Genomic DNA, 25,942 nt, shown 5'->3' with positions numbered 1-25,942 from the left:
AACTATACTGTTAGCTAGCATTTTCTTTTGCGTCACTATTCAATTCATTAATCATCGCTTCAAAATTAATATACTTTGGTTCAAACTCATCAAACATTTCATGATCCCACAAAACTATGGGGTATTCATTATTTGTGTGTTTATTATTTGTATCAAAACATAATAAGCCCCAATCACTCCAATTAGCAAAAGGTATTTTTCCTTTATCTAACAAAAGTTCACGAGGATATCCATTAAAAATCATTTCAGATAAAGAAGCTCTCCAAATACCTAAGGGATGTTCACAGAAGGAACACTCACTAATTTGAAGCTCATAAAAGTGTTTATACTTTAGAAATTTTATATATGACTTTGGAAGTTTATGCCCAAGTCTTGATTCAAACTCTTCAATTTCAATGTCAGTTACTTGGCTTTTAACTGGATTCCAAATTCTCCACTCTTCGTTTTCATCCTGATGTGGGGCAGCCATTTCTGTAACTATTTTGGTTGGTAGTTTATTTAATTGAAGATCGGTGAGTTCTTTTAGGTATTCATCAATTATTTGCTCCATTTTTAATTGTAGTTAAAGGTTTGGTTATGAGTTATTCGTGTTAAATTCTAATTTTAGAGAGAGGTTGTTTAAATAAAGAAATGTGTAAGTAATGTTTTTATATTACTTAGTTTAAAACAACCCAAAAAACTTTTTCTTTTTTACTGTATTTGGTCTATTTAAGTCCAAGACATCATTAATACCAAACTTATCAAATCCATCAAATAAGGCTTCTACACCTTTTTTTAGTTTAAGCTCTACTTCTTCGGTATATAGAGGAACTAAAGTGTAAAAATCTATTGATTTATTTTTAAGTTTTAAAGTATGAAATTCTTCTCCAAAAATTACTGAAGGTAATAAGGCCATCGTGTTCAGCTTTGTGTTTTCTGTAAAAGGCTCTGCTGGATGTCCATTAGGTATGGTGTGTCCATAGCTTAACCAAGTATTGTATTCATGCGGAAATCTGGCTAGAAATTTTAACGAACGTATAGGCCAATAATTATTTTCATCGTTAAAATCTTCTTCAGAAACCTTCCATTCTTTAGGTAAACAAATACTTAGTTCACAAAAGTCACAGTCTTCAATACCTTCTGGTGTTTGCATGGGTTTATCACTCATTCCCGACGTAACAAAGGTATGAAAAGGTTTTTCTTCAGTTGGTTTTACCCAGTGAATATCAATGTGAACTTGATCAGAGATTATTTCGTGAAAAACTAGGTCGATTTTACCTATATGTTTCTCAATATGATTAGAAATTTCTTCAATTGAAGGCTCACCCGATGCTATTTCAAAGTTTCTTTTATCTTTTTCATTGCACTTATAAATTGGTGCTCCAGATTCTGACTTTTCCATTTTTTGATTATTAAAGCTTTTACTAGTTTATATACATAATAAAATCACTATTACATTCCTATAATGGTAGAGTAAGGAGAAGTTTTAGCAATTTTTTTTCCAAATATAAAAAAAGGAAGATAAAAAAGTGTAACTTTTTTATCGGGTCAACACACGAAGCCTAAGGAAAGTGATACCATACACCTAAGGGGAACGATGCTCTCCGCCTAAAGGGAGTGATACCAAACAATAAAAGATGAAATATCGTATTGTGTAGAAAAATGTTAGTTAGTATGTTAAATGTGTAATTTTGGTTTTAAGAAGCAAGAGTATGTATAGTATTACACAAAGTGTTTTACTCACCTTCAAGTATTATAGTTGCAATTTGTGAGTTAATTTGATTTGGTCTAATAGTCCAGTTTAAAGCACCGTTAGTTAATAAAATAACTGTAATATTTTGATTGGTTTTTTCGTTCCAGTAATGTCTGAAAGAGGAAATACCAGCTCCTCCATGTCCAACCATTCTATAACCATCTTGAAGTCTGTAAGACTCCCAACCTAATCCAAAATAGCCATCTTTTCCATTTTTTAACTTTACAGGTGTCCAAGCTTTTTTGAGTTGTTCTTTTGTGATGATTTTTTCTTCCTGAATAGCTTGAAACCATTTAACTAAATCATCTATTGAGATATTTAAACCAGCACCAGCATACATAGGAGAAGAATAATTTAGAGGAAACATTTCTAAACTCCCATTTCTTTTTTGGTAACAAGTAACCCTATTAGGAATAACTTTTTTAAACCCACCGTACTTAGCTGTACTTAAATTAAACTTGTCAAAATATTCAGTTTGCATATAGGATTCAAAATCCTGATTTGCTAATTTTTCAATTATAGCACGAACTAGTAAAAAACCTGTTGCATTATATTTTGACTCCGTTCCTGGCTTAGAACTAAATGGTTTATCTCTAAGAGCATCAATAACACTTTTTTCACTATCAGGAGCTAAATAGATTTGATAATCTATTTGGTCTGGAATACCAGAAGTATGAGATAATAATTGTTTTAGAGTTAATTTTTTCCAAGACTCAGGTAAGTCGTTTCTATTAGGAAGAAAATCTTCTAAAGTTTCATTTACATCACGTTTATGAATGCTTAATAATTTATGAAGTGCAATTGAACTGAATAATTTGGATATTGAAGCAACAGGAAAAGACTTATCTATAGTCATAGGTACTTTAAGCTGCGCATGTGCTAAACCGAATGATTTTTTATGTACTACTTTATTATCAATAAGGATTACATAGTTTAACCCAATAATATTTAGGCTATCTATGGTACTTTCTAAATAGGCATCAGTTTTACTATAAACACTTTTATCATTTTTTTGAGCATAAGATTTACCTATTAAACAAGTAATTAGTAATAGTTGTAAAATTAGTTTCATTAGTTCTGTTTTTTTCAATGACAGATGAGATTCGAAATTGTTACAGTTTATAATAAATAACAGTTATTTTTTATTTGTTCATTGTTCCAAGAGTTGCTACTTTTTTCAACCATTTACTTCTAAACTTTTCTTTTGAGAGTCTTATAGGACCAATAGTAGTTATTCGTACTTTTTTTACTCCTATATAGTTTAATGTTAGTTTTTTCATAGCATTATGGCTTGGGCTTCTATAAAACCATTTATAGTACCAAGCAGGTTGATCTAACGTGCAAATTATTCTGGCTGTTTTTCCTGTAAAGTATTTATTCCACCATAAAGAGTTTTCTTTTTTATTAAAAGCGAAACCAGGAAGTAAAACTCGGTCTAAAAAACCTTTCATAATTGCAGGTAGAGAACCCCACCAAATAGGATACACCAATACAAAATGGTCTGCCCATTTTAGTTTTTCTTGTGCTTCTAGTAAGTCGGGTTCAAGCTCTGTTCGTTTTCGATAGCCAAATTGAAGATTGGGGTTAAAGTTTAATTCTCGGATGTTTATTTCTTGTATTTCAGCAGTCGATTTCTTTGCTCCTGTTTTATAAGCTTCAGAAAGACCAAAATTAAAGCTTTCCTTATCAGGGTGTCCGTTTATAATGAGTATTTTCTTCATTTATTTAAAATAGAGGTTTCATTTTTGCTTCAAATTGAGAGCCTGTTAAGTTTTCTGTTTTGAAAAACGTATACAGTATAAAACAGGTAGGTATTGTTAAGAAGATTGTGCAGATTAAAAAAGTGCTGAGGCTACAAAATATACCTAAAATTAGGGTGCTAGCTTCTCCTATATAAGAAGCGATATTGTTTTGCGGATTATTAAAATAAAGGAGAACCGATTGGGCGTACTCATAAAACCGAATTGAAGTTTCATAGATTAACCAAGCAGGATAAAACCATTTTCTAATAGGTTCCCACCATTTTCCCCAGATTGACTTTAGTTGTTGTTTGTTGTTATCTTCCATTGTTATTGTATTTGCTTACAAATGTGCTGCAAACGGAAGATTTACCATTTGATATAAATCAAATTCGTTTTTTGGGGTTTCTTATCCTGCTCAACGTTTCAAGAGTTATTCCTAAATAAGAGGCAATATGTGTAAGGGGAATTCTGTTGGTTATAAAAGGATAAATACTTAGCAGGTGTTTATACCTTTCTTCTGCTTTGTTGAATTGAATGGTGTATAATCGTTCGCAAAGCCCCAACATGGTTTCAGTGACTATTTTACTAATTAAGCGTTCAAAGTCGTGATGTTTTTGAGAAAGCTTATCAACAGTATCTTTTGAAAATTCCAAAACGGTTGAATCTTCAATAAATTCAACATAATGTGGACTTGGTTCATTGCTAAAAAAGCTAACGATGGAAGCCATAAACTGATTTTCGAAAGTAAACCAATCTGAAATGTCTTTACCATCTTTTAAGTAATAAGCTCTTGAACATCCTTGTACAATGAAAAAGACTTTTTTAGAGAATTGTCCTTCTCGTACAACAATGTCACCTTTTTTATATACACAAACTTTTGATCTGGTAATTAATTCTTGTTGACACTCAGTAGATAGAGGAGTGTATGCTTCTTCAATCGTTTTAAAGACTTCTTTATAATTCATTCTTTCTCATTAATGGTCTCAAACCTACTATTTTTTTACCAAGTTCAAAAGTTATGTATGTTAATATGCTGTGCCTTTAAGAAAGATTGGCAACACCATAATTTTTCATTAAAAAGTCTAAAGAAAAACCTAGTTTTAAATACATTTCTTTAGCCATTTCTGAGGCTTGAAGTGTAGCTAAAGACAAATTTTGGTCAATAGCTTTGTTAAGTGTATGACGCATAATTTCGGTAGCAAAACCTTGTTTTCTTTTTTCGGGTATAATACCTAAGCTGTGCAAACCAGCAATCGTATTTGTGGTGTATAAAATTACGGTTCCAATAAGTTCTTGTTCAAAATAAACAAGATAGTAGGGTATGTTTTCTGCTGTTTTTAAGACAATTTCTGAGTTTATTTCATAGCCAAATGCTTGCTGAAAAGAACGACTCCAGAGTTGCGCATTTTCTTTATTTTCTACTCTTTTAAAATCGATGTTTCTTTGCGTTTCAAACTTTTCTTTTAGTTCTAAACTCATTCCATATTGAGTTGACTTTAACTGGATTTTACCGTCAAGCTCCATATTGTTTTCTTGATTGGGAAGTGTAAAGTAAGAAAATGTAAAACGGTTGTTTTTACTAATCATTTGCTGTTGTACTTCTTTTAGTTGGTTTTCAGAAGGAGAGAGGTTGGTCCAAATTCTATTAGGCCATTGAGCATTTTCAATGTAAGCGCTTTCAAAAGATGTTTCTTTACGATAACCTTGATATGGAGCTGCAGCAGTTTTCCATAAAGAAGTTAAATTATTAATATTTGATACTATTTTTTTCATTTTGAGTTGATTAAAAGAATACTAATTGCCATGAAAACAATTCCAATACACTTTTTGGTAGTTATAGGTTCAACAGGTAAATTTAACCAACCAAATTTTCCTGCGAATAACGAAAAAATCAATTGACCGCATAAGCCAAAAGCAATCATTTTTGAGATTCCTAATTTGGGTATGGTGTAAAAATAAAGAGAAATACCAATCATACTAAAAAGTCCGCCAATAAACCACAAATACCAAGGTACTTGTTGTGCTATGTTTACTTGAATACTTTCTTCTTTGAATATAAATATGAATAAGCACCCAAAAATAGCACTGGCTATAGAGGTGACTATAACAGCGATGACAGGTTGTTTTACAATAGCACCTAATTGCGTGTTGAAACCTGCTTGAACTGCTAGTGAAACTCCACCAATAAAGGCCAAAAAGTATAAAAAGAATATTTTCATACTGCAAAGATGGAAAGGAAAAGTATCTTTTTTCTTTACATACGTTGATTAGGATGAAGTTTTTTTGATGTTTTTACGAATTCTGCTCAACTGAGTGGGAGTAATGCCTAAGTGAGAGGCAATATAGTGTAATGGTATTCTATTTTCTATGTTGGGGTTAGCGTTTACAAAATCGAGATATCTTTCTTTAGCTTCTTTTAAAACAATATCAATTTCTCGTTTCTCTTTATCAATCACCCAATTCTTTTCAAGATAAGCGATGTAAAAGTTTTGTAAATCTTGTTTTTCCCTAATAAGTTGCCTGTAGGTGTCATACGGAAAGCTAATAACTGTTGAGTCTTCTATAACTTCAAGAGAAAACTGAGAAGGTGTATTAGTAAGTGACGATACGACAGAACCTACAAAACTCTCAGGTAAAAAAATGTTTTTATGGTATACTGTACCATCTTTATGTAAAAAACAAGAAACTACAGCTCCTTTGTAAAGAACATGAACATGTTTTGATATTTTACCAAAAGGTAATAGGGCGGTTCCTTTTTTTAAATCATGAATTTTTACGGTTGAAAACAAAGAAGAAATAGAGTCGTTACTCACCGTAGCATAACGATTAAAAACTCTTGTTAAAAAGGTTTTATATTCATTAGGTTGATTCATTATTGGTTTAGGTGTTTTTAATTTGAATGATTTGTGCAGCAATGCTCACCGCAATTTCTTCAGGAGTTTCACTTTTTATAGAGAGTCCTATAGGAGCATGTACTTTGTTTAATTCTTCTTGAGTGAACCCTTCGTTTTGCAGGACTTTCCACATCGTTTGTAACTTTGCTTTGCTACCCAAAACACCTAAAAATTGATACTTATTTTTAAGGAGTTTACTCAATACTAACTTATCATCAGTGTACTTATTGGTCATAATGGCTACATAGCTTGAAGAAGATTCTTCTATGTAGTTTTCAATATCGTTGTAATCAATAACCTGTTTTTTATGAGCAGTTTGGTTGTTTTCTAAAGTGTTGAGGTTTTCTCTATTGTCAAAAACCACAACATAAAAACCTAGCTTTACAAAAAGTTCTGAAACGGCAACGCCTACATGACCTCCACCCACAATGTACAAGGTTTCTTTAAAGCCGATATGTTCTTTAAAGTACCAATCTTCTTTTGAATTGATGTCATACTCAAACTGACTTTCTAGAACATCAGGAGTAAAATCAAATAGGGTAGGAGATAAATGTAATATTCCTTTTTTACCGTGCTGTAAAGAAGAAATAATGGTTGATATTATTGAACAATGCTTAGTGTCTAAGTAATGGAAGGCAACCGTTTGTTCACCAGAACAAATCATACCCGAACCATCTTTGATATTTCCTTTATGAATTTGTTTTTTACTAAATATTGGCGGATTTTTTTGTTGTAATAATTGTTTGGCTTCTTCAACCAATGAAAATTCCATGACACCACCACCTACAGATCCAAAAATAAAACCATCTTCAGCGATTAACATTTTAAAGCCTTTTCGTCCAGGAGAACTTCCAACGTTTTCAATTACTGTTAATAGATATACTTTTTGTTGGTTTTGAAGTTTAGTATGTAAATGTTGCCAGAATTTCATTAACAAATTAATTAAAAATGGTTTCGCTTAGTGCATAATAAATAGCCATAAGAGCTGAAAATATAGCACTTGCTAAAAAACGCCAATCGAGTTTTACTTTATTTTGAATGATAAAATTAGCGATAAACGAAATAGGAATGTTCACTAAAAATGACCAACAAGCAACAATGAATAAGTTACTGGTTATTTGTTCAAAATTTCCAGAAAATAATTTGATAAACAGCAAATGTCTAAAAATCCAAAATGGATTAAAGTACGCAATGGCTAATATTGTTTTTGCTATAGTTCTTCTTAGTCCGCTATTGTTGGCTGTTTTTCTTTCTATCCAATTAAAATAATTAGGTATTTCTAAGGCATATACAGTAGCGCCAACCACAACCATTCCAAGGAGTCTGTATATTGAGAACTCGTTTACTAACAAGGCAGCAATAGTATCACCAGTGCTATAAATAAGTGCCCCACGAATTATATTTTGTTTGGTGTATTGTAGTTTGATACTCTTCTTATTTATTTTGAATTAAAATCTGATTTTAATAGCGAATAAATCTCGCTATCTAAAAACATCCCATTATAAAAATAATTTTCTCTAAAATAGGCTTCTTTTTGAAACCCTAGTTTTAAAAGAATACTTCTTGAGTTTTGGTTTTTAGGGTTTATATTAGCTTCTAAGCTATAAAGATTGAAGGTATGAAAAGCAAAGTGAATTAAGGTCTTCATAGCTTCTTTCATATATCCTTTTCCCCAATAATCAGGGCTCAACACATAGCCTATTTCACCTCTAAAATTTTGTTTGTCTAATTTCCAGATACCAAAATCACCAATAAGTTTGTTATTTTCTTTGTTGATGATAGCCCAAGTAATTCCGTTTTTATCTTTAAAAGCTTGTTGAATGAGTTCTATTCTTTTTTCAATGTCTTGTGGAGATTGAGGCGTGTCAGAATCTAAATACTCACAAACTTTTGGGTGAGTTCTAATATTAAATAATTCTGAAGCATCTGTCTTTGTATATTCACTAAATAAAAGTCTGTCACTTTCTAATTCAGGAAACGTATCAAAAACACATTCATTTATTGCGTATGTCATTTTACTTTTCATACAATCCCATTAATACTTTTTCAGGTGTAAAAGGAGCGTGGAATTTTAATTTATAATTAGGGTTAAAGGCTTTAACGGCTTGTTGAATGGCAAAATAGGTTCCGATACCATACATTAAAGGAGGTTCACCAACTGCTTTCGACTTTTTAATAGCCATTTGATTTCCTGCTGTTTTTAAAGGAATGGTTTCTACTGTTTTGGGTGCCGAAAAAACATCAGGAACCTTGTAAGTAGACAACGCATTTGAGAGTAATCGTCCGTCATTATTATAGGAGATTTCTTCCATCGTCATCCAACCAATTCCTTGTGCTAAAGCGCCTTCAACTTGCCCCAAATCAATTCCCATATTCATACTTTTACCAAAGTCGTGTACAATTTTTACACTGTCAATTTCATAATTACCACGGACACAATCTACAGTAACCGTTGTGATGGCTGTACCATACACATGGTAGGCAAACGGATGTCCTTTTTCTTTGGTCTTGTCAAAATGAATTATAGGAGTAGCATAATGGGCATTTTCAGACAATGCTACACGACGCAGCATCGCTTCAGCAATTAAAGCTTCCCATGTTAACTCTGATTTATGATCATTTATAAAGACAAAATTCTCTTTGAAGGAGATATTTTTTTCTTCGGAAGAAAGCATGTCAGCGGCAACTTTTGTTAGTCGTTCAACTAACGAATTACAAGCCATTTCAACTGCTTTTCCGTTGAGGTCGGCAGTTGAACTCGCAGCAGAAGGTGAGGTGTTGGCAACACGCGTAGTGTTAGTCGTTTCCAGTTTAACCTTATCTGCCGAAATTCCTAAAACACTTTGTGCTACTTGCAACATTTTAGTGTTTACACTTTGTCCCATTTCCACGGCAGCTGTAGAGACACCAACACTTCCATCTTGATAAATATGTATCAATGCACGTGCATGATTCATTGGGGTATTGGTAAACGAAATACCAAAAGCGATAGGCATTAATGAAAGACCTTTTTTGTAATGGTCATTTTTACTATTAAAATCCGCAACTTCTTGCTCTAATTTTTCAAGCTCAAACTTATCTTTAGCAGTGAACCATGAATTTTGTGCTTGTACTTCGGTAGCAATTTGTCCGTAAGAAAACTCATCATTTTCAGCTAATAGATTGGCTTCTTGAATTTCTCTTTTGTTAATGCCTATTTTATTAGCGGCATCGGCAATAGCACTTTCAATCACAAACATTCCTTGCGGACCACCAAATCCACGAAAGGCAGTATTAGGCGGTAAGTTGGTTTTACAGCTATACACGGTGGTATGCACGTTTGGAACGAAGTAACTGTTAGTGGCATGAAACAAAGTTCTCTCGGCAATGGCTGGAGATAAGTCAGCTGCAGCACCAGAGTTTTGCAAGAACTCAGCTTCAAAAGCTTTTATTTTTAGGTCTTTGGTTAGACCAATTTTATAAAATGATGAATATGGATGGCGTTTCCCAGTCATACGTAAATCGTCATGGCGATTCAGCATGTATTTAACTGGGCGGCTTAGGTGTTGTACTGCCACAGCAGCCATAACAGCCCATGGAGTAGCTTGGTCTTCTTTTCCTCCAAAACCACCTCCTAAGCGAATTACATCTACTTCAATTTTATGCATTGGTATGCCTAACACCTTTGCGGCTGTTTTTTGAACAGCAGTAGGTCCTTGCGTAGAAGAAGTAATTTTTATACTCCCGTTTTCTTGCGGAACAGCATAACAACCTTGTGTTTCGAGGTATAAATGTTCTTGTCCGTTAGAAAAAGTTTCGCCCTCAAACACATATTCACATTCGCTAAATGCGTTTTGAGTATTCCCTAAGTTAAATGAGCGAGGAGCATTGATAAAACTACCTTTTTCTTTGGCTTCTTTGGCTGTTGTAATCACAGGAAGTTCTTCAATATCTATGGTAATTAAAGTTCTCGCTTTTTTAGCAATCGCTTCACTTTTAGCTACGATAAAAGCAATAGGTTGTCCCCAAAAATGGACTTCATCTTCTGCCCATAAAGGTTCATCGGGAATAATACCACCAATTTGATTTTCGCCTAAAACATCTTTATAGGTAAATATTTTTACAACGCCGTCTAGCGCTTCAGCTTTGGAATAGTCTACCGACTTTATTTTTCCGTGCGCTTTTGGCGAATCAAAAACCAATCCGAATAAGGTGTCTTGGCGTAGCATTAAATCGTCAACAAATAACGATTCTCCTCTAACATGTGTAAAACTGTCTATGTTTTTCATCGTTTTCATTAAGCAATCAGTTTTTTAAGTTCAACTTGATTTGGAAATAGCTCGATAAAATGTGCAAAAAATAATTGTTTTGCTAATAAACGCTTATATGATGAGGCTCCACGAACGTCAGTGATTGGTGAAATTTCTGATTGTAAAATAGTTTCTGCTTCTTTAACTGTTTCCGAACAGATAGGTTTTCCAAGTAAAAATTCATTGGTGTTGAATAAATATTTAGGAATGGGAGCAACCCCTCCAACAGAAAAGTGAGCATTGGTAATAATATTATTTTCAATAGAAATTCTTCCAGCGGCATTTACGCTAGCAATATCTAAATGCGTACGCTTGCTTACTTTTTCGAAATTAAAAAACTCTTTTTCTTCTAAAGTTTTAAAAGCGATTGATTGTAGAATTTCACCTTCTTGTAAATCATACTTTTTATAGTTTTGATGAAACTCTTGAAATGAAACTTGTCGCGTACTTCCATCTTCTTTTTGAATGGTTAACGTTGAATTCAATGCTAAAAAGAAAATAGACATGTCACCAATAGGAGAGGCGTTTACAAAGTTTCCACCAATGGTTCCCATATTTCTGATTTGTTCAGAAGAAACGAGTTTTAAAAATTGTTTTAGTTTAGGGAAAAGTGTTTGTAGTTTTTTACTTTCTGCAATTTCGGTAACGGTTGTATTAGCACCCAGTGTACAAAATCCTTCAGTAAAAGAAATTTCTTTTAAAGCATTTTGATCGGTTAATAAATGTACATCCTCTTCAGCCATTTTATCTGCATGCTGTACATATATATCGGTTCCGTTGGCTATTTTTACTCCTGTTTTCTCAAAAGTTTTGGGTTGTAATAGTGCTAGTTTCTCTGGAATTGTTTCAAAATAATTTGGAATAAATCCTTCTTTTATCAGCCACTCAATTTGATGATTGTTATCTTTTTGTTGCAGTTTTTGTTCTATTTCAAAACCTGCTTTTTCAATTGATTTATAGCCTGTACAACGACAAATATTTCCACTAATAGCATCGTTGCAAGAGGTTGTTTTATTACCATCGAGTGCATAACCAGTCATAGAAACCACAAAGCCAGGCGTACAAAATCCACACTGGGTAGCATAATTATCGGTCATCGCTTTTTGAACAGTATTTAGTTCTTTCGGTAAATTGATTCCTTCAACCGTAACAATGTGCTTTCCGTTAGCATTTCCTAAAGGAGAAATACACGAAGTAATGCTCTGGTAAGTAACAGAATTGCTTTTTAGTTCACCAACTAAAACGGTACAAGCACCACAGTCGCCTTCGCGACATCCTATTTTTGTGCCTTTTAATTGTTGGTGTTCTCGAATAAAATCGAGTAAGGTAATACCAGCATTTGCTGTAGTTTTTATTACCTGATTATTTAATATAAATTGTATCATAAGCAGAATGCAAGATACGAAAATGTAACGTTCGGTGAAAAGTTGAAAATGAAAAGTGAGGAGTTCAAGCTTTTTAATGACTTAATAATCTAACGGTCAAAATATGTAGCAATAAAAAAGCCTCCAAGAATTGGAGGCTTTGTGTATATTTTAAGAAAAATATTAAGCAAATAAGCTGTCAATTTTGTCTTTTTCTTCTTGTGCTAAAGCTGGATCTACTAAAATACGACCACTGTGCTCATCAATTGTAATCTTTTTACGATTGGCAATCTCTAATTGTACTTGTGGTGGAATAGTAAAGAAAGAACCTCCAGCAGCTCCACGCTCAATAGCAACAACTGCTAATCCGTTTCTTACTTTAGTTCTAATTCTTTTATAAGCAGTCAATAAATGTCTGTCGATAGACTGTGAAAATTCTTCAGACTTTTCTTTTAATAATTGCTCTTCTTTTTCAGTTTCTTTTAAGATAGCATCTAATTCACCTTTTTTGTGAGCTAAATGTGCTTCTTGTTGAGCTAATTTTTCTTTAGTGTTATCAATAACCTCTTTCTTTTGAGCAATCTTAGCTTTATATTCTTTAATTCTCTTTTCAGATAATTGAATTTCTAGCTCTTGGTACTCAATTTCTTTAGATAAAGAATCGAATTCACGGTTATTACGAACATTTTTTTGTTGTTCTTCATACTTAGTAATTGAGTTTTTAGATTCTTCAATCGCTAACTTTTTATTACTAATATCAGTTTCTAAATTTTTAACATCTTCAGCTAAATTAGAAAGTCTTTTGTTTAATCCGGCAACTTCATCTTCTAAATCTTCAACTTCTAAAGGTAATTCACCGCGAACGTTTCTAATCTCGTCAATTCTAGAATCGATTAACTGTAAATCGTATAACGCTCTTAATTTTTCTTCTACCGTTACTTCTTTTTTTGCCATCTGTTAAATATAGTGTATTGGATTTGTACTTTTTTCGCTTAAAATAATTGCAAAAATACTAATTTTTTTGCTAAGATAATCAACTAAAAGGTTTTTTGTAAACTGCTCGCTTTCATAATGTCCTACATCTGCAAGTAATATTCTTTTTTCCGCTTTAAAAAACTCATGATATTTAAAATCAGCACTAATATAAGCATCAGCACCAGCTCGCATCGCATTTTTAATAGCGAAACTTCCTGAACCGCCTAGTACAGCTACTTTTTTTATAGGTTTAGATAGTAATTCTGAATGTCGTACACATTCTGTTTTGAACGTTTTTTTTACAAACAAAAGAAAGTCTTTTTCCGTCATTGCTGATGGAAGCTCACCAATCATTCCCATACCTACGTGTTGGTTTTGATTGTCTAATGTAATGATTTCATAAGCAACTTCTTCATACGGATGATTTTTAAACAGTACTGAAAGTATTTTCCCTTCTAAAAAACTATCAAAAGTTACTGTAATACACGTTTCTTTTTCAAACATTAATGTTCCTTTTTCACCTACTGTAGGGTTAGAATTTTCGTTTCCTTTGTAACTTCCTTTTCCTTCGGTATTAAAAGAACAATTTTCGTAATTACCGATGTTACCAGCACCTGCTTCAAATAATTTGTTACGAAGATCATCTGCATTTTTTGAAGGAACATAAGTCGTTAGCTTCTTGATAATTCTTTTCTTAGGTATTAAGGTCTTCATGTTTTCAAGGCCTAAAACTTCCCCCATTTTCGAAGAAACTCCATTGTTTACATTGTCTAATGCGGTATGTGTAGCATAAATAGCAATGTTATTTTGAATAGCTTTTAATACGACGCGTTCTACATAATTGTTGCCGTTAATCTTTTTTAGTCCGCTAAATACAATGGGATGAAAACTTACAATAAGATTACAGTTATTAGCAATTGCTTCATCTACAGTTTCTTCAAGAGTGTCTAGTGTAACTAAAACTCCTGTAACTTCAGTACTGTAATTACCTATTAATAAACCAACATTGTCAAAATCTTCAGCATATGAAAGTGGTGCTAGTTGCTCAATATAGTTGGTGACGTCTTTTATTTGCATTTGGGTACGTTTTCAAAATATTACTATAGCAAAGTTACAAAGTAGAAAAATGAAAATAAAAGTATCCTGTACATTAATGCTTAAATTATTACTTTTGGTGTAATGAAGCTACTTCGATTTTTATTATTTCCGTTTGCTGTTTTGTACGATGCTATTACGAGAATTCGTAATTGTTTTTTTAATCTAGGTGTTTTAAAATCAACTTCTTTTGATATCCCAGTGATTGCTGTTGGAAATTTAAGTGTTGGTGGAACGGGAAAATCTCCGCAGATTGAATATTTGATACGTTTATTGAAGGATGATTATAAAATAGCGGTGTTAAGTCGTGGTTATAAACGTAAAACAGAAGGGTTTCAACTGGTAAACGATACACACACAGCTGAAGATGTTGGAGATGAACCGCTGCAGTTTTATAAGAAATTTAAAAATGATATTACGGTGGCTGTGGATGCTGATAGAACAAATGGAATTCAGCAGTTATTACAGACTCATAACCCACCAGAAGTAGTATTGTTAGATGATGCTTATCAGCACAGAAAAGTAACTGCAAGTAGTTATATTTTACTGACTAAATATAATGACTTATATGTTGACGATTTTGTGTTGCCAACAGGGAATTTACGTGAAAGTAGGAGAGGAGCTAAACGAGCGAGTGTAATTGTGGTTACTAAATGTCCTGAGAATTTATCGAAATCGGAGCAAGGAAAGATAGTACGCAAGATAAATCCGAAGTCGTATCAAAAAGTATTTTTTACAACGATTGCTTACGATGAAAATTTAAAAGGAACAGATGATAAATTAGCAATTGCTGATTTGCAGCATAAAGAGGTATTGTTAGTAACGGGAATTGCGAACCCCAAACCATTATTGAACTTTTTAAAGGAAAAGAAAGTAGGTTTTAAACACCTAAACTTCCCAGACCATCATAATTTTACCCAGCAGGACATTTCAAATATTAAGAAATCTTTTGATGAGTTACCATCTGAACAAAAAATAATTTTGACTACTGAAAAGGATTATATGCGATTGGAGGGTAAGATTGATCAACTAAATTATATTTCTATAAAAAGTAAGTTTTTAAATGAAGACGAAATTTTTGATTCTTTAGTGTTAGAAGAAATAAAAAATAAGAATTAAATTACTCGTTCGTCTGCTTTATAAGCGCCACGACGATGCAATATCCATTGGGCTTCGTCTAATGGATTAACTCCTTTAAAATCTCTCGATTTACCTTCTCCTTCAGGACATATATCGTAGCCGTGAAAAACCATTCGTAAACGTAAACGACCACTACAAATAGTATTTAATTTAATACTTAAATCTAAAGATGTTGCTACTGGAATAGTTCCTGTAAGATGCATCAATTCGTTTTGAAAAGAAGGAGAATTAATTGTAGCTCTTCTGGTAGTGAGTTCTGAAATGACTTTACTTAAGAATTCTTCATTGGTTTTTATTTCAAAGCGAACTAAAGGTTCTAATAAATGTGTTCCTCCAGCTTGCAAACCTTTCATAATTCCCATAGGAGTAGCTAAATTAAAATCACCGGGTCTTGAATGTACATTGTGATCTTCTCCTTTGATTAATGTTATTTTTACGTCGGTTACTTCCCAGCCGAGTAAACCTTGTTCTAAGGCCTTTGGAATAGTTCTGGCTATTTCGTTTTGATATTTATTATGAACATCGTTTTTGGAAACAATAGATTGGTAACTAACTCCTGAGTTTAAAGGAGTAGGTTCAATTAAAAAAGTCATAATTGCCCAACAGGGTTTAGGCATCCAATAACGAACATAACCTTCAGCAGCTTTGCTTATAGTTTCCTTGTATACAATTTGAGGTTCAGTAAAACGAACTGGTATTGAAAACCGTTCCAGTAATACATGGGTTAGTACTTCAATTTGCATATCTCCCATTAGTAATAGCAACAATTCTTTTTCAGGCTTATGCCATTTGAATTGTAAAGAAGGATCTTCTCTGTCTATAATCTGTAATGATTGTGCTAATGCATTATAATCTTTATCGTTATCAGGTAACACTTGTACACTCAAAACAGGTGTGTTTAACTCGGGGAGTTTAGGAATTCTTTTAGGAGTTCCTAGTATGTCTCCTGTTTTTGTACCAATAATTCCTGTAATAATTCCAATATCACCAGTTTTTATAGTTGTATCAATATGTTTGGTTTGATGAAAAACTTTGGCTTGGTTTATTTTAGTTTCTAGGTTTTGTGTATGATTGTATATAACCGATTTAGAAGATAATTCGCCTGAGAAAACTTTTACATGTGCCATAGCGCCATGGACTTTATGATGTTCTAGTTTATAAACATAAGCAGAGGTTTCTTGTGAGATTTCATTTTTATTAGGCTTGATAAAACTTGTCAATCCATCTAATAGTTCTTTTACACCGATATTGTTTTTAGCAATTCCTGTAAACACAGGAGAAATTAAAGCTTTAGAAGTGTTTTTTATAATGGATTTTATGTAAGCTTCATCAGTAATAATATCTCCGTTTAAGTACTGTTCAAACAAATCTTCATCAGTTTCAATCAATTCCTCTACAATGACTTCTTTTTGTTCTTTAGTAACGGAGCTGTTATTAAAAACAGGGCTGATGGATGTAGTGTCTAATCCTTCATTATGACCTGTATAAATGGATACCGTTTTAAATTGAAGTTCATTTTTTATTTGTGCTAAAACATTCTCGGTATCAGCACCTTGTCGGTCAATTTTATTGATAAAAATTATAGTAGGAATTTTTAGCTTTTGTAGAGCATCTGTAATGGTTAGTGTATGTGCTTGCACACCTTCAACTGCTGAAATTACTAAAACAACCGCATCTACGACACATAATGTTCTTGCAACTTCACTAGAAAAATCTACGTGACCTGGAGTGTCAATTAAGTTAACTTTGGTGTTATTCCAAATAAAAGAAGTAGTTGCTACTTTAATAGAAATTCCTCTTTCTTTTTCCAGCGTTAAACTATCGGTAACAGTAGAGCCTTTGTCTACGCTTCCTATATTTCTTATGGCTCCTGTATGGTATAATAAATGCTCTGTTAAGGTAGTTTTACCTGCATCGACATGTGCTAAAATACCTATGTTAAGAATGTTGGAATATTCCATTAATCAATAATGTGTTATAGAAAAGAGAGGAGTAACTTATTAAAATTTCTCTTTTGCTTTTGTTCGTAGTTGTTTAATGTCTTGTTCATCTTTACGCGGACAAATAACTAACACATCGTCTTTTTCTACAATAATAAAATCTTGTAATCCTTGAATTACTACTTTTTTACCGTTTTGAGTACTAACCATATTCCCGTTGGCATCTTTAAAAATAGTGTTAGCTCCAACAGTTGCATTTTGGTTAGTATCTTTACCAAGTTTGTTATACAGAGATCCCCAAGTACCAAGGTCGTCCCAACCAAAATCTACAGGTAATACATGCACTTTTTTAGAGCGTTCCATAATTCCGAAGTCAATAGAAATGTTTTCACATTTTTCGTAGTTATTCTTAATGAAATCGTCTTCAAAATCGGAATTGTACATATTGTTTCCATCATCTAAAATGTCAACCATTTCTGGAAGATGTTTTTTGAAAGCATCTAGAATACTTTTAGTTGACCAAACAAAAATACCAGCATTCCATAAATAGTCACCGCTTGCTAAAAACTGTGTAGCTTTTTCAATACTTGGTTTTTCGGTAAAGGTTTTTACTTTTTTTATTTCATCAGCCTTTTCTTTAAACTGAATATATCCATATCCTGTATTAGGGTGATTTGGTTGAATTCCTAGAGTCATCAATATATCTTCTTTAGCGCAAGCATTAAAAGAAGTTTCAATATTTTTAAGAAATTCAGTCTCGTTTTCAATCCAATGATCTGATGGAGCAACTAACATCACTGCATTTTCATTCTGCTGGCGAATTTTTAGTGCAGCATATAAAATACAAGGAGCAGTGTTACGCATTGCAGGTTCTAGCAGTAACTGTTTATTACCAATTTTAGGAAGTTGTTCTAAAACTAATTCCTCATAATGTTTATTTGTAGCGATTAAAATATTTTCAGAAGGAATTAATTGGCTAATTCTGTTGAAAGTTCTTTGCAGCAATGATTCACCAGACCCTAATAAATCATGAAATTGTTTAGGGTATTTTTCGGTACTTATTGGCCAAAGACGAGAACCTACGCCACCTGCCATGATTACTGCATAATAATTAGTGTTCATACAAGCTGTTATTTATTTAAAACTACGAGTTTCACCTCTGCATTTTGATTGAACAGATACACGCGCTTATTTTCTAAATTTAAGCATTCGTAGCGTGTTCTGCGTTTATTTCCTCTCTTATATAGTTTTTCTTTAAACTGAAAAACACTTCCGTTTGGAACTTCAAAGATAAAATTCTTTCCGTCTTCTGATTTTCCTTCTCGTAAAGCCAATGATAAATTTACATCGGTATCGGTACTTGCTTTCGGATTTTTTAAGTAGTTGGCTAAATAGGGTAAAATATGTTTAGGGTAAATCTCAGGTTGTAAAAAAGGTAGCATTAAATGTTGAAATACTGTTTTCCATTCTTTGCCATGAGGTTGTACTCTTCCAAATTTTTGATAGGTAACATGATGTGCAATTTCATGAATTAAGGTTAATAAAAACTGATACGGATTCAGATTGTTATTGACCGTAATTTGCATGTGTCCGTTTGGCAAGCGACGAAAATCACCATGTTTGGTTTGACGTTCACTCACTATTTTTAAGTTGATTTTATGCTCAATAATTAAATATTCAACTAACGGAATAGCTTTTTCTGGGATGTATTTAATCAATGCTTTTTTCAAATGCTGTACTTGAATTTAAGGGGTAGAACTAGAAACTTGTAAAACTTTTCCGTTATAATATTTGTTACCAGTTAAAGCAAAATCAAAAATGTAATTAGCCATTTCTTTAGCTGATAATGGGGCAATATAACCAGGGAAAGCTTCTTCTAACATTTCCGTTTGTACGGCACCTAACGCTAACACGTTAAAAGCTATTTGTTGCTCTTTGTATTCTTCAGCTAGTAATTCAGACAAGGTAATTACAGCACCTTTGGCAGAGCTATAGGCAGCTAATCCAGGGAACTTCATACTTCCTTGAATTCCACCCATGCTACTTACAGTTATTACATGACTTCCTTTTTGCATAAACGGTAAAAGGTTTCTAGTTAATTCAGCAACAGCAAAAACATTTACTTTATAAACCTCTTCAAAATCTTGGGTGGTTAATTGTTCAAAGGGCTTATTAATCAGTTTTCCTGCATTATTGATAAGAATGTCTACCTTTTTCCATTCAGTAGAAACAAACTCAACCGCTTTTTTTACATCATTTTCGTCAGATAAATCAACAGAAATAGTTGTGATGTTTGAATGATTTATTTGCTCTAAAGGTTTTGTATTTCTAGATAATGCTAATACCTGATGTCCTTGATTAGCAAATTGCTGCGCTAATTCAAAACCAATACCTCTACTGGTTCCTGTAATAACAATGTTCTTCATGTAACTGTTAAAATTTAAAAAGGCAAGCTACATAAAAATCACTACATTTATTGCTTAATCATTCTTAAATTATCATGAAAAAAAGACTTTTTTTAGTACTGTTTTTAACGATGTCGATTGTTTCATTTGCTCAGAGTACCTATATATTCTGCGGAAAGTTAATTGATACGGAAAAAGGTAAAATAAATAAAGAGCAAACCATTGTAGTAAATGGAAATAAAATTATTGACGTGTTAAAAGGATATGTGAGTCCTGAAAATTCAGAAGATGTTGTTATAGACTTAAAAGATAAGGTAGTAATGCCAGGGTTAATTGATATGCACGTGCATATTGAAAGTGAGCATAGTCCAAAATCAAGGTTGGAAAAATATATTTTAAATGAAGCTGATAGAGCGTATAATTCTGTAAAGTTTGCAGAAACAACCTTATTAAATGGTTTTACGACAGTAAGAGACTTGGGAGGAACAGGAGTCAATATTTCTTTGGCAAAAGCAATTAAAGCAGGGAAAATTACAGGGCCTAGAGTATTTACGGCTGGTAAATCATTAGCAACTACAGGTGGTCATGCAGATCCAACTAATGGAAGTAGTAGAAAATTACTAGGAAACCCTGGTCCGAAAGAAGGTGTAGTAAATTCGGTTGAAGATGCTAAAAAAGCAGTACGTCAGCGTTATAAAAATGGAGCAGATTGTATTAAAATTACAGCGACAGGCGGTGTGTTGAGTGTAGCTAAAAGTGGTGATAACCCTCAATTTACTATTGAAGAAGTAAAAGCAATTTGCGAAACTGCAAAAGATTATGGAATGCATGTAGCTGCTCATGCTCACGGAGATGAAGGAATGCAGCGAGCGATTATTGGAGGAGTAAAAACTATTGAACATGGAACTTATATGAGTGATGAAACGATGGAGTTGATGAAAAAACACGATGCATATTTAGTACCTACTATTACAGCAGGTAAAGAGGTTGAAGAAAAAGCAAAAGTAAAAGGATTTTACCCAGAAATTGTAGTGCCTAAAGCATTGGCTGTTGGTCCACAAATACAAGGAACTTTTGGTAGAGCTTATAAAAAAGGAGTAAAAATTGCTTTTGGTACAGATGCAGGAGTTTTTAAACATGGAAATAACGGAAAAGAATTTGGATATATGGTAGAGGGAGGTATGCCTGCTATAGAGACCATTCAATCTGCTACATTAACTAATGCAGCGTTGTTAGGGATGAAAAATAAGTTGGGGCAGATTAAAAAAGGGTTTTTAGCAGATATCATTGCAGTAGATGAAGACCCAATTCAAAATATTCATACAATGGAAAAAGTAGTTTTTGTGATGAAAAATGGAAAAGTATTTAAAAAAGATTAATAATAAATAACAGGTGAAATTTTTTAATGACTAATAAAAAAAAGGAATACTTAAGTATTCCTTTTTTTACCCCGCATAGATTCCTCAATCTATTAGTATTGCCCCCCGACAAATATTTTAATATATATTGTTGTTTTTTTCCTTTTTTAAAAAAGAGCTATTCATTACAGTTATGAAAGAATAGCTCTCAACTAACCAAACTAATTAATTTATTTTATTCTGATGAATGAAACAAATACACTACAAATATATATATACTTAGTAGTGTGTTTTAGTATAATTCGATGAATGGATTGTTTTAATCGTTAAGTGGAAGTGTTTTTGTAGATAAAACTTATTTGTCTAAAAAGTAATATGTTGATATGCGCCAATATCAGGAGAAGTACTTCTATCAATACCTAGAATATCTTCAGAAACAGCGGTAGGTTTTGCTTTATTAATGGCGTCGCTATTTTCACCAATGATAAACTCGTTTTTAGTAACATCTTTAAAGTCAGGCTCACTGTTTAAAATGTTGTTTTGATAATGTGAAGTGTCATCAAAATTCAATTCATTATTATCAGTAAATGAATTATTAAAATCATCAAATTTGATTAAACAGTTTTCAACCATGTAGTTAAAAGTTGTTCCATCAATTCTATCAAGGATGAATTCTATATTATTATTTCCTTCAATAATGCAATTAATAAAGTTAGCATTAACTAAATCATTAATTTCTGTAACTTCTTGGTTGCTGTCGTTAGTATAAGTGATGTGATTGTTTACTAGAACTGCGGGTAGCTGACGAATGCCATTATTCCAAAAATTAGTAAAAGTAGAATGGGTAAAGCTATATTTTCCTCCAAAAGTACAAGCTAATGAAGATTGTCCTGTATTACCTATTACCAAGTTTTCTCCCACAATATGTGTGTTTCTACCTAAAATGCCATAGTTAGAATTGTTATAAACTTCAGTGTTTTTTATAGTAAGAGTAGGAGAGGATGTGTCTTGCCCATCAACTAAAAGACCAACAGTTCCATTTTTAATTTGTGTGTGATTTAACTCGTTATTGTAACTACCTTCACGTATCCAAATAGTTCCCCATTGTCCAGGGATTTCACTAAATAGATGTTCTAATCGGTCTCCTTCAAAAACAATTTTTTCATTTAAAGTTCCGTTGGCTTTAAGGTTAGCGTCTTTGTCTACGATTAAGCCTGAGTTATTATGAAAATAGATTTTAGCCCCAGCTTCAATCGTTAGTGTTTTGTTAGAAGGAACAGCAGCATAGCCATAAACAACATATGGCTTTTCATTGGTAAAAGTAAGTTCGCTATCGGTTAAAAAACGACCTTGAATTTCAGTTTCTTTACCATCAATAACAAGTGTTTCAATACCCGAGTTGTTTTTTGAAGGGAAAATAAAATGAGCATCTTGTACTAGAGTCACTAAATCCACATCCTGTTGATTTTCGCCATTATCAAACAGTATTTTATCTGTATATAATGGATCTGGAATTGTATTGAAGTCAATAGTAGTTTCTATAAAAATATAGATGCTGTCATTTGCTAAAATATCAATATTATTGAAGTTATCACCAGCTAATCCATCTACATTCAATCGATAATTTGAAGTATTTCCATTCTCTAATTTGATTTCTGGAATAGTAATAGTTTTACTACTCTTATTGTATACTTTTAAGTTATAAGTAGCAGAACCTATATTGCTAAAAATTGTATCTAGAAATACTGTGTCTTTTGAAAACTGTAACTTCCCATAACTAGGTACTGTAGTGAAATCTTTTCTACAAGACATTACAATAATAGATAAAATAAGTGCTAGTATGGGAAGGGTGTTCTTCATGATTTTAGGTAGTAGATTATTGTTTTATTAATTCTATTTCGAATAATTTTCCCCAATGTTTTCCAGTTACGAACAAACGATTGTTTTCAGTATCATATGCAATACCGTTTAATACATCGTCTTGAGGCTCTATAGTTTGATCTTTAGCAACAATATCTCTTAATCCATTTAAGTTAGCTACACCTTCAACAACACCAGTTTCTGGATTGATAATAACTATTGAATTTTGTTGCCATTTATTAGCATAAACTTTACCATCAATAAGTTCAATTTCATTTAAATTATCAACAGGATATTTGTTTGTGTATACTTGAACACTTCTTTTTTCTTGCTGATTATTTGCGTCTAAAAACCAAATTTTGTTGCTTCCATCCGTTTTAATAAGTTCAGAACCGTTGTGTGTTAATCCCCAACCTTGATTGCTATTGGTGTAATTAAAGCTTCCAAGTTGCTTAAATGTTTCAAGATCGTATATAAAACCTTTACGAGCATGCCATGTCAACCAATAAATTTTATTATTAAAAATGGTCATTCCTTCTCCAAAGTACTTCTTATCTAAATCTACCTTTTGTAAAACTTTTCCAGTTTCTAATTCTACTTTTCGTAAAGTAGACTCTCCATTACGTCCTGTGCTTTCGTATAAGTAACCATTCTTGTATTCTAACCCTTGAGTGTATGCTCCTTTATCGTGCGGATAAATATTTACAATTTTATAAGAGTACACAGCAGGGGCTTCTTTTGCTAATACCTCAATAGAATTGTTTAGCTTTTTTGATTTGTTTGGGTAAAAAGCCAACGCAGTAACAGCATGTTTTCCTACACCAAAATCAGCAGTATTTATAGTAATACTTGTTTCGTTAGTATTTACACGTTTGTTGTTTACATAAAGTTGTACAGAATCTATCTGTTCACCTTTAAGTTGTTCAAACTTAATAGCAGCTTTTTTACCTAAAGTAGTTTTTTTGGTAGTATTTAATTTAAATTTGTAATTAGTTTCGCTACAAGATGTTACAAGGAAAGTAGTTAATCCTAAAGTTAAAAGTTTATAAAAACGCATATATAAAATGTTATTTTCTGTAGTTTATAAAGTTGTTGTACAAATTAAAGCAAATTATTTGTTTGCAAATTAAAAAAAAGGGTTAAATTTGCACCCTCAAATAGCCATTGCAGGTTTTTGATATATGAAACAACTATAAAGCATTACCAACTTTATAATTTTTTCAACAAAAATAAAAGATTTTAAATTTACAAGAGATGAAAAAAGGTATACATCCAGAAAATTATAGAATGGTAGCGTTTAAAGACATGTCTAACGGAGATGTTTTTTTAACACGTTCAACTGCTAATACAAAAGAAACTTTAGAAGTAGAAGGAGTTGAGTATCCATTAATCAAATTAGAAATTTCAAGAACTTCACATCCTTTCTACACTGGTAAGTCTAAGTTAGTAGATACTGCAGGGCGTATTGATAAGTTCAAAAACAAATACTCGAAATTTAAGAAGTAATTTTAAGTATTTTAAATATAAGAGAAAGCTCTGGCTATATGTCAGGGCTTTTTTTATGCTAAAATTGTATTTTTGTCAGAAAAATAAAAGAAATGAGAGATACTATCTTATCTGTTATTATTGCAATTAATATTTTATGTGGTGTGTTGGTTTATTTCATGCCAGATATGGGGAATTATATTTTGTTAACTGTTGCTTCAGTAGTAACTTTATTAGCAATATATGATGCTTTTATTCAAAAAGAGCACTCATTAATGCGTGCATTCCCTGTAATTGCACGCTTACGTTGGGTATTTGAAGAAGAGCGAGAAAAAATTCAACAATATTTTATTGAAGATGATTTAAGCGGAAAGCCTATTAACCGTGAGAAAAGGAGTATAGTTTACCAGCGATCAAAAAAAGAAATTGAAACAGTTCCTTTTGGTACACAACACAATGTGTATGCAAAAGGATATGAATTTGTAAAACATTCATTATTTCCTAAAGACCATCATCATATTAATGGTGAACGAGTACTCATAGGCTCAGATAAGTGTAAGCAGAAGTATAACTCTTCTATAATTAACATTTCAGCAATGTCGTTTGGTTCGTTGAGTAAAAATGCGATTATGGCATTGAATCAAGGAGCAAAAATGGGAGGTTTTGCCCACAATACAGGTGAAGGAGGTGTTTCCCCTTACCATTTACAAGGTGGGGATTTAATTTTTCAGGTAGGAACAGGCTATTTTGGAGCAGGAAAAAGTGTAAACGGGAAGCGAGTTTTTGATGCTGAGGTTTTTAAGAATAATGCAGTAAGACCAGAGGTAAAAATGGTTGAAATAAAGCTTTCTCAAGGAGCCAAACCTGGTCATGGAGGAATTCTTCCAGCAAAAAAGAATACAAAAGAAATTGCTGAAATTCGTTCTGTAGAACCTTTTACACGAGTAGATTCGCCACCAGGACATGATGCTTTTTCTAATTTTGATGAAATGGTAACATTTATTCAACAAGTAAGGGAGTTGTCAGGAGGGAAGCCAATAGGAATTAAGTTTTGTGTTGGAGATAATGATGAAATTGAAGCGATGATTAAAGCATTTGCAGATGCGAATAACTACCCTGATTACATAGCTGTTGATGGAGGTGAAGGAGGAACAGGTTCAGCTCCTTTAGAGTTTTCAAACTACATTGGTACACCGTTGCTAGAAGGATTATCTTTTGTAAATAAGATGTTGAAAAAATACGGACTAAAAGATCAAATAAAAATTATTGCAAGCGGAAAAGCTATTGACGCTTTTGACGTGATTAAATACTTAGCTTTAGGGGCTGATGCAATTGGAATGGCTCGTAGTTTTATGTTAAGTTTAGGGTGTATTCAGGCACGTGAATGTAACTTAGATACATGTCCAGTAGGTGTAGCAACGCAAGAAAAAGACTTGGTTAAGGCTTTGGTGGTTAAGTATAAGAATATACGTGTAAAAAACTACCACAATAAAACCATTAGTGCAATTAAAGAAATGGTTGCAGCTATGGGGAAAGAATCAATTGAAGATATTGAACCAAAACACATTTTCAGAAGAAATACGGGAGGAGAAATAACTTCATTAGATGAAATTTACTACGTTAAAGAAAAGGTTTTTATAAGTTAAGAATAGAATATTAGTTA

At 32.5% G+C, this 25,942-nt stretch carries 26 protein-coding genes; 4 read left to right on the top strand and 22 right to left on the bottom strand.

Annotated elements, in window-relative coordinates; genetic code table 11:
- Positions 1 to 10: 10 nt before the first annotated feature.
- The 16 genes from ACQYZ7_RS14425 to ACQYZ7_RS14350 all read right to left on the bottom strand — a co-directional run bounded on the left by ACQYZ7_RS14425 (position 11) and on the right by ACQYZ7_RS14350 (position 14,073).
- Positions 11 to 550 carry an SMI1/KNR4 family protein gene (locus tag ACQYZ7_RS14425; RefSeq protein WP_430730423.1) on the bottom strand — a complete coding sequence of 180 codons (540 nt, stop codon included), beginning with the start codon at positions 548 to 550 and terminating at the stop codon, positions 11 to 13.
- Positions 551 to 661: 111 nt separating this feature from the next.
- Positions 662 to 1,381 (bottom strand): suppressor of fused domain protein, encoded by a 720-nt coding sequence (locus ACQYZ7_RS14420; RefSeq protein ID WP_430730422.1) that lies wholly within the window; start codon positions 1,379 to 1,381, stop codon positions 662 to 664.
- Positions 1,382 to 1,715: 334 nt separating this feature from the next.
- A complete protein-coding gene (locus tag ACQYZ7_RS14415) occupies positions 1,716 to 2,804 on the bottom strand; it encodes a serine hydrolase domain-containing protein (protein WP_430730421.1) in 1,089 nt (362 codons plus the stop codon).
- A 70-nt stretch (positions 2,805 to 2,874) separates the two neighbouring features.
- A complete protein-coding gene (locus tag ACQYZ7_RS14410; protein WP_430730420.1) occupies positions 2,875 to 3,453 on the bottom strand; it encodes an NAD(P)H-dependent oxidoreductase in 579 nt (192 codons plus the stop codon).
- Between the two features lie 4 nt (positions 3,454 to 3,457).
- The gene (locus ACQYZ7_RS14405) at positions 3,458 to 3,799 is read right to left on the bottom strand and encodes a hypothetical protein (protein ID WP_430730419.1); all 342 of its coding nucleotides are present in this window, start codon (positions 3,797 to 3,799) and stop codon (positions 3,458 to 3,460) included.
- A 58-nt stretch (positions 3,800 to 3,857) separates the two neighbouring features.
- Positions 3,858 to 4,439, bottom strand: a complete 582-nt coding sequence (locus tag ACQYZ7_RS14400) for a Crp/Fnr family transcriptional regulator (protein WP_430730418.1) — start codon at positions 4,437 to 4,439, stop codon at positions 3,858 to 3,860.
- Positions 4,440 to 4,515: 76 nt separating this feature from the next.
- A complete protein-coding gene (locus tag ACQYZ7_RS14395) occupies positions 4,516 to 5,247 on the bottom strand; it encodes a GNAT family N-acetyltransferase (protein WP_430730417.1) in 732 nt (243 codons plus the stop codon).
- On the bottom strand, positions 5,244 to 5,693 hold the full coding sequence (locus ACQYZ7_RS14390; protein WP_430730416.1) for a DMT family transporter: 450 nt from the start codon (positions 5,691 to 5,693) through the stop codon (positions 5,244 to 5,246). The genes ACQYZ7_RS14395 and ACQYZ7_RS14390 overlap by 4 nt, the downstream gene beginning before the upstream one ends.
- Positions 5,694 to 5,741: 48 nt before the next feature.
- The gene (locus ACQYZ7_RS14385; protein WP_430730415.1) at positions 5,742 to 6,347 is read right to left on the bottom strand and encodes a Crp/Fnr family transcriptional regulator; all 606 of its coding nucleotides are present in this window, start codon (positions 6,345 to 6,347) and stop codon (positions 5,742 to 5,744) included.
- A 7-nt stretch (positions 6,348 to 6,354) separates the two neighbouring features.
- Complete coding sequence (locus ACQYZ7_RS14380) at positions 6,355 to 7,299, bottom strand: XdhC family protein (RefSeq protein ID WP_430730414.1); 945 nt, start codon at positions 7,297 to 7,299, stop codon at positions 6,355 to 6,357.
- Positions 7,300 to 7,306: 7 nt separating this feature from the next.
- Positions 7,307 to 7,720 carry a hypothetical protein gene (locus ACQYZ7_RS14375; protein ID WP_430730413.1) on the bottom strand — a complete coding sequence of 138 codons (414 nt, stop codon included), beginning with the start codon at positions 7,718 to 7,720 and terminating at the stop codon, positions 7,307 to 7,309.
- Between the two features lie 86 nt (positions 7,721 to 7,806).
- Positions 7,807 to 8,382, bottom strand: coding sequence for a GNAT family N-acetyltransferase (locus tag ACQYZ7_RS14370; RefSeq protein ID WP_430730412.1), 576 nt, complete (start codon positions 8,380 to 8,382; stop codon positions 7,807 to 7,809).
- A gap of 1 nt (position 8,383) precedes the next feature.
- Positions 8,384 to 10,636, bottom strand: coding sequence for a xanthine dehydrogenase molybdopterin binding subunit (locus tag ACQYZ7_RS14365; protein WP_430730411.1), 2,253 nt, complete (start codon positions 10,634 to 10,636; stop codon positions 8,384 to 8,386).
- Positions 10,637 to 10,644: 8 nt separating this feature from the next.
- Positions 10,645 to 12,042 (bottom strand): FAD binding domain-containing protein, encoded by a 1,398-nt coding sequence (locus ACQYZ7_RS14360; RefSeq protein ID WP_430730410.1) that lies wholly within the window; start codon positions 12,040 to 12,042, stop codon positions 10,645 to 10,647.
- 162 nt (positions 12,043 to 12,204) lie between these two features.
- Positions 12,205 to 12,975, bottom strand: coding sequence for a zinc ribbon domain-containing protein (locus ACQYZ7_RS14355; protein ID WP_430730409.1), 771 nt, complete (start codon positions 12,973 to 12,975; stop codon positions 12,205 to 12,207).
- A gap of 3 nt (positions 12,976 to 12,978) precedes the next feature.
- Positions 12,979 to 14,073, bottom strand: a complete 1,095-nt coding sequence (locus ACQYZ7_RS14350) for a Nif3-like dinuclear metal center hexameric protein (RefSeq protein ID WP_430730408.1) — start codon at positions 14,071 to 14,073, stop codon at positions 12,979 to 12,981.
- Between the two features lie 102 nt (positions 14,074 to 14,175).
- Here ACQYZ7_RS14350 and lpxK point away from each other — a divergent pair, with 102 nt between their 5' ends.
- Positions 14,176 to 15,210 (top strand): tetraacyldisaccharide 4'-kinase, encoded by a 1,035-nt coding sequence (gene lpxK, locus ACQYZ7_RS14345; protein ID WP_430730407.1) that lies wholly within the window; start codon positions 14,176 to 14,178, stop codon positions 15,208 to 15,210.
- On the opposite strand, the gene ACQYZ7_RS14340 is transcribed toward lpxK, so the two are convergent.
- From ACQYZ7_RS14340 to ACQYZ7_RS14325, 4 genes are read right to left on the bottom strand one after another with little or no spacing between them, the layout of a single operon-like run.
- Complete coding sequence (locus tag ACQYZ7_RS14340; RefSeq protein ID WP_430730406.1) at positions 15,207 to 17,192, bottom strand: GTP-binding protein; 1,986 nt, start codon at positions 17,190 to 17,192, stop codon at positions 15,207 to 15,209. The genes lpxK and ACQYZ7_RS14340 overlap by 4 nt on opposite strands.
- Before the next feature lie 39 nt (positions 17,193 to 17,231).
- Positions 17,232 to 18,293, bottom strand: a complete 1,062-nt coding sequence (locus ACQYZ7_RS14335; protein WP_430730405.1) for a mannose-1-phosphate guanylyltransferase — start codon at positions 18,291 to 18,293, stop codon at positions 17,232 to 17,234.
- Between the two features lie 8 nt (positions 18,294 to 18,301).
- On the bottom strand, positions 18,302 to 18,901 hold the full coding sequence (locus tag ACQYZ7_RS14330; protein ID WP_430730404.1) for a SprT-like domain-containing protein: 600 nt from the start codon (positions 18,899 to 18,901) through the stop codon (positions 18,302 to 18,304).
- 15 nt (positions 18,902 to 18,916) lie between these two features.
- A complete protein-coding gene (locus ACQYZ7_RS14325) occupies positions 18,917 to 19,597 on the bottom strand; it encodes an SDR family NAD(P)-dependent oxidoreductase (RefSeq protein ID WP_430730403.1) in 681 nt (226 codons plus the stop codon).
- Positions 19,598 to 19,671: 74 nt separating this feature from the next.
- Here ACQYZ7_RS14325 and ACQYZ7_RS14320 point away from each other — a divergent pair, with 74 nt between their 5' ends.
- Positions 19,672 to 20,955 carry an amidohydrolase family protein gene (locus ACQYZ7_RS14320; RefSeq protein WP_430730402.1) on the top strand — a complete coding sequence of 428 codons (1,284 nt, stop codon included), beginning with the start codon at positions 19,672 to 19,674 and terminating at the stop codon, positions 20,953 to 20,955.
- A 342-nt stretch (positions 20,956 to 21,297) separates the two neighbouring features.
- Here the strand turns inward: ACQYZ7_RS14320 and ACQYZ7_RS14315 are convergent, their stop codons facing one another.
- Together ACQYZ7_RS14315 and ACQYZ7_RS14310 are read right to left on the bottom strand one after the other, a co-directional pair.
- Complete coding sequence (locus ACQYZ7_RS14315; protein WP_430730401.1) at positions 21,298 to 22,794, bottom strand: hypothetical protein; 1,497 nt, start codon at positions 22,792 to 22,794, stop codon at positions 21,298 to 21,300.
- Between the two features lie 16 nt (positions 22,795 to 22,810).
- Positions 22,811 to 23,851 (bottom strand): glutaminyl-peptide cyclotransferase, encoded by a 1,041-nt coding sequence (locus ACQYZ7_RS14310; protein WP_430730400.1) that lies wholly within the window; start codon positions 23,849 to 23,851, stop codon positions 22,811 to 22,813.
- 197 nt (positions 23,852 to 24,048) lie between these two features.
- On the opposite strand from ACQYZ7_RS14310, the gene ACQYZ7_RS14305 reads away from it, so the two are divergent.
- Positions 24,049 to 24,300 (top strand): type B 50S ribosomal protein L31, encoded by a 252-nt coding sequence (locus ACQYZ7_RS14305; protein WP_115901257.1) that lies wholly within the window; start codon positions 24,049 to 24,051, stop codon positions 24,298 to 24,300.
- 92 nt (positions 24,301 to 24,392) lie between these two features.
- On the top strand, positions 24,393 to 25,925 hold the full coding sequence (locus tag ACQYZ7_RS14300) for an FMN-binding glutamate synthase family protein (RefSeq protein WP_430730399.1): 1,533 nt from the start codon (positions 24,393 to 24,395) through the stop codon (positions 25,923 to 25,925).
- Positions 25,926 to 25,942 lie beyond the last annotated feature (17 nt).

The organism is Tenacibaculum sp. SDUM215027 (genome assembly GCF_050566205.1).
Classification (GTDB): Bacteria; Bacteroidota; Bacteroidia; order Flavobacteriales; family Flavobacteriaceae; genus Polaribacter.
This window is presented reverse-complemented; position numbering and strand designations above follow the sequence as displayed.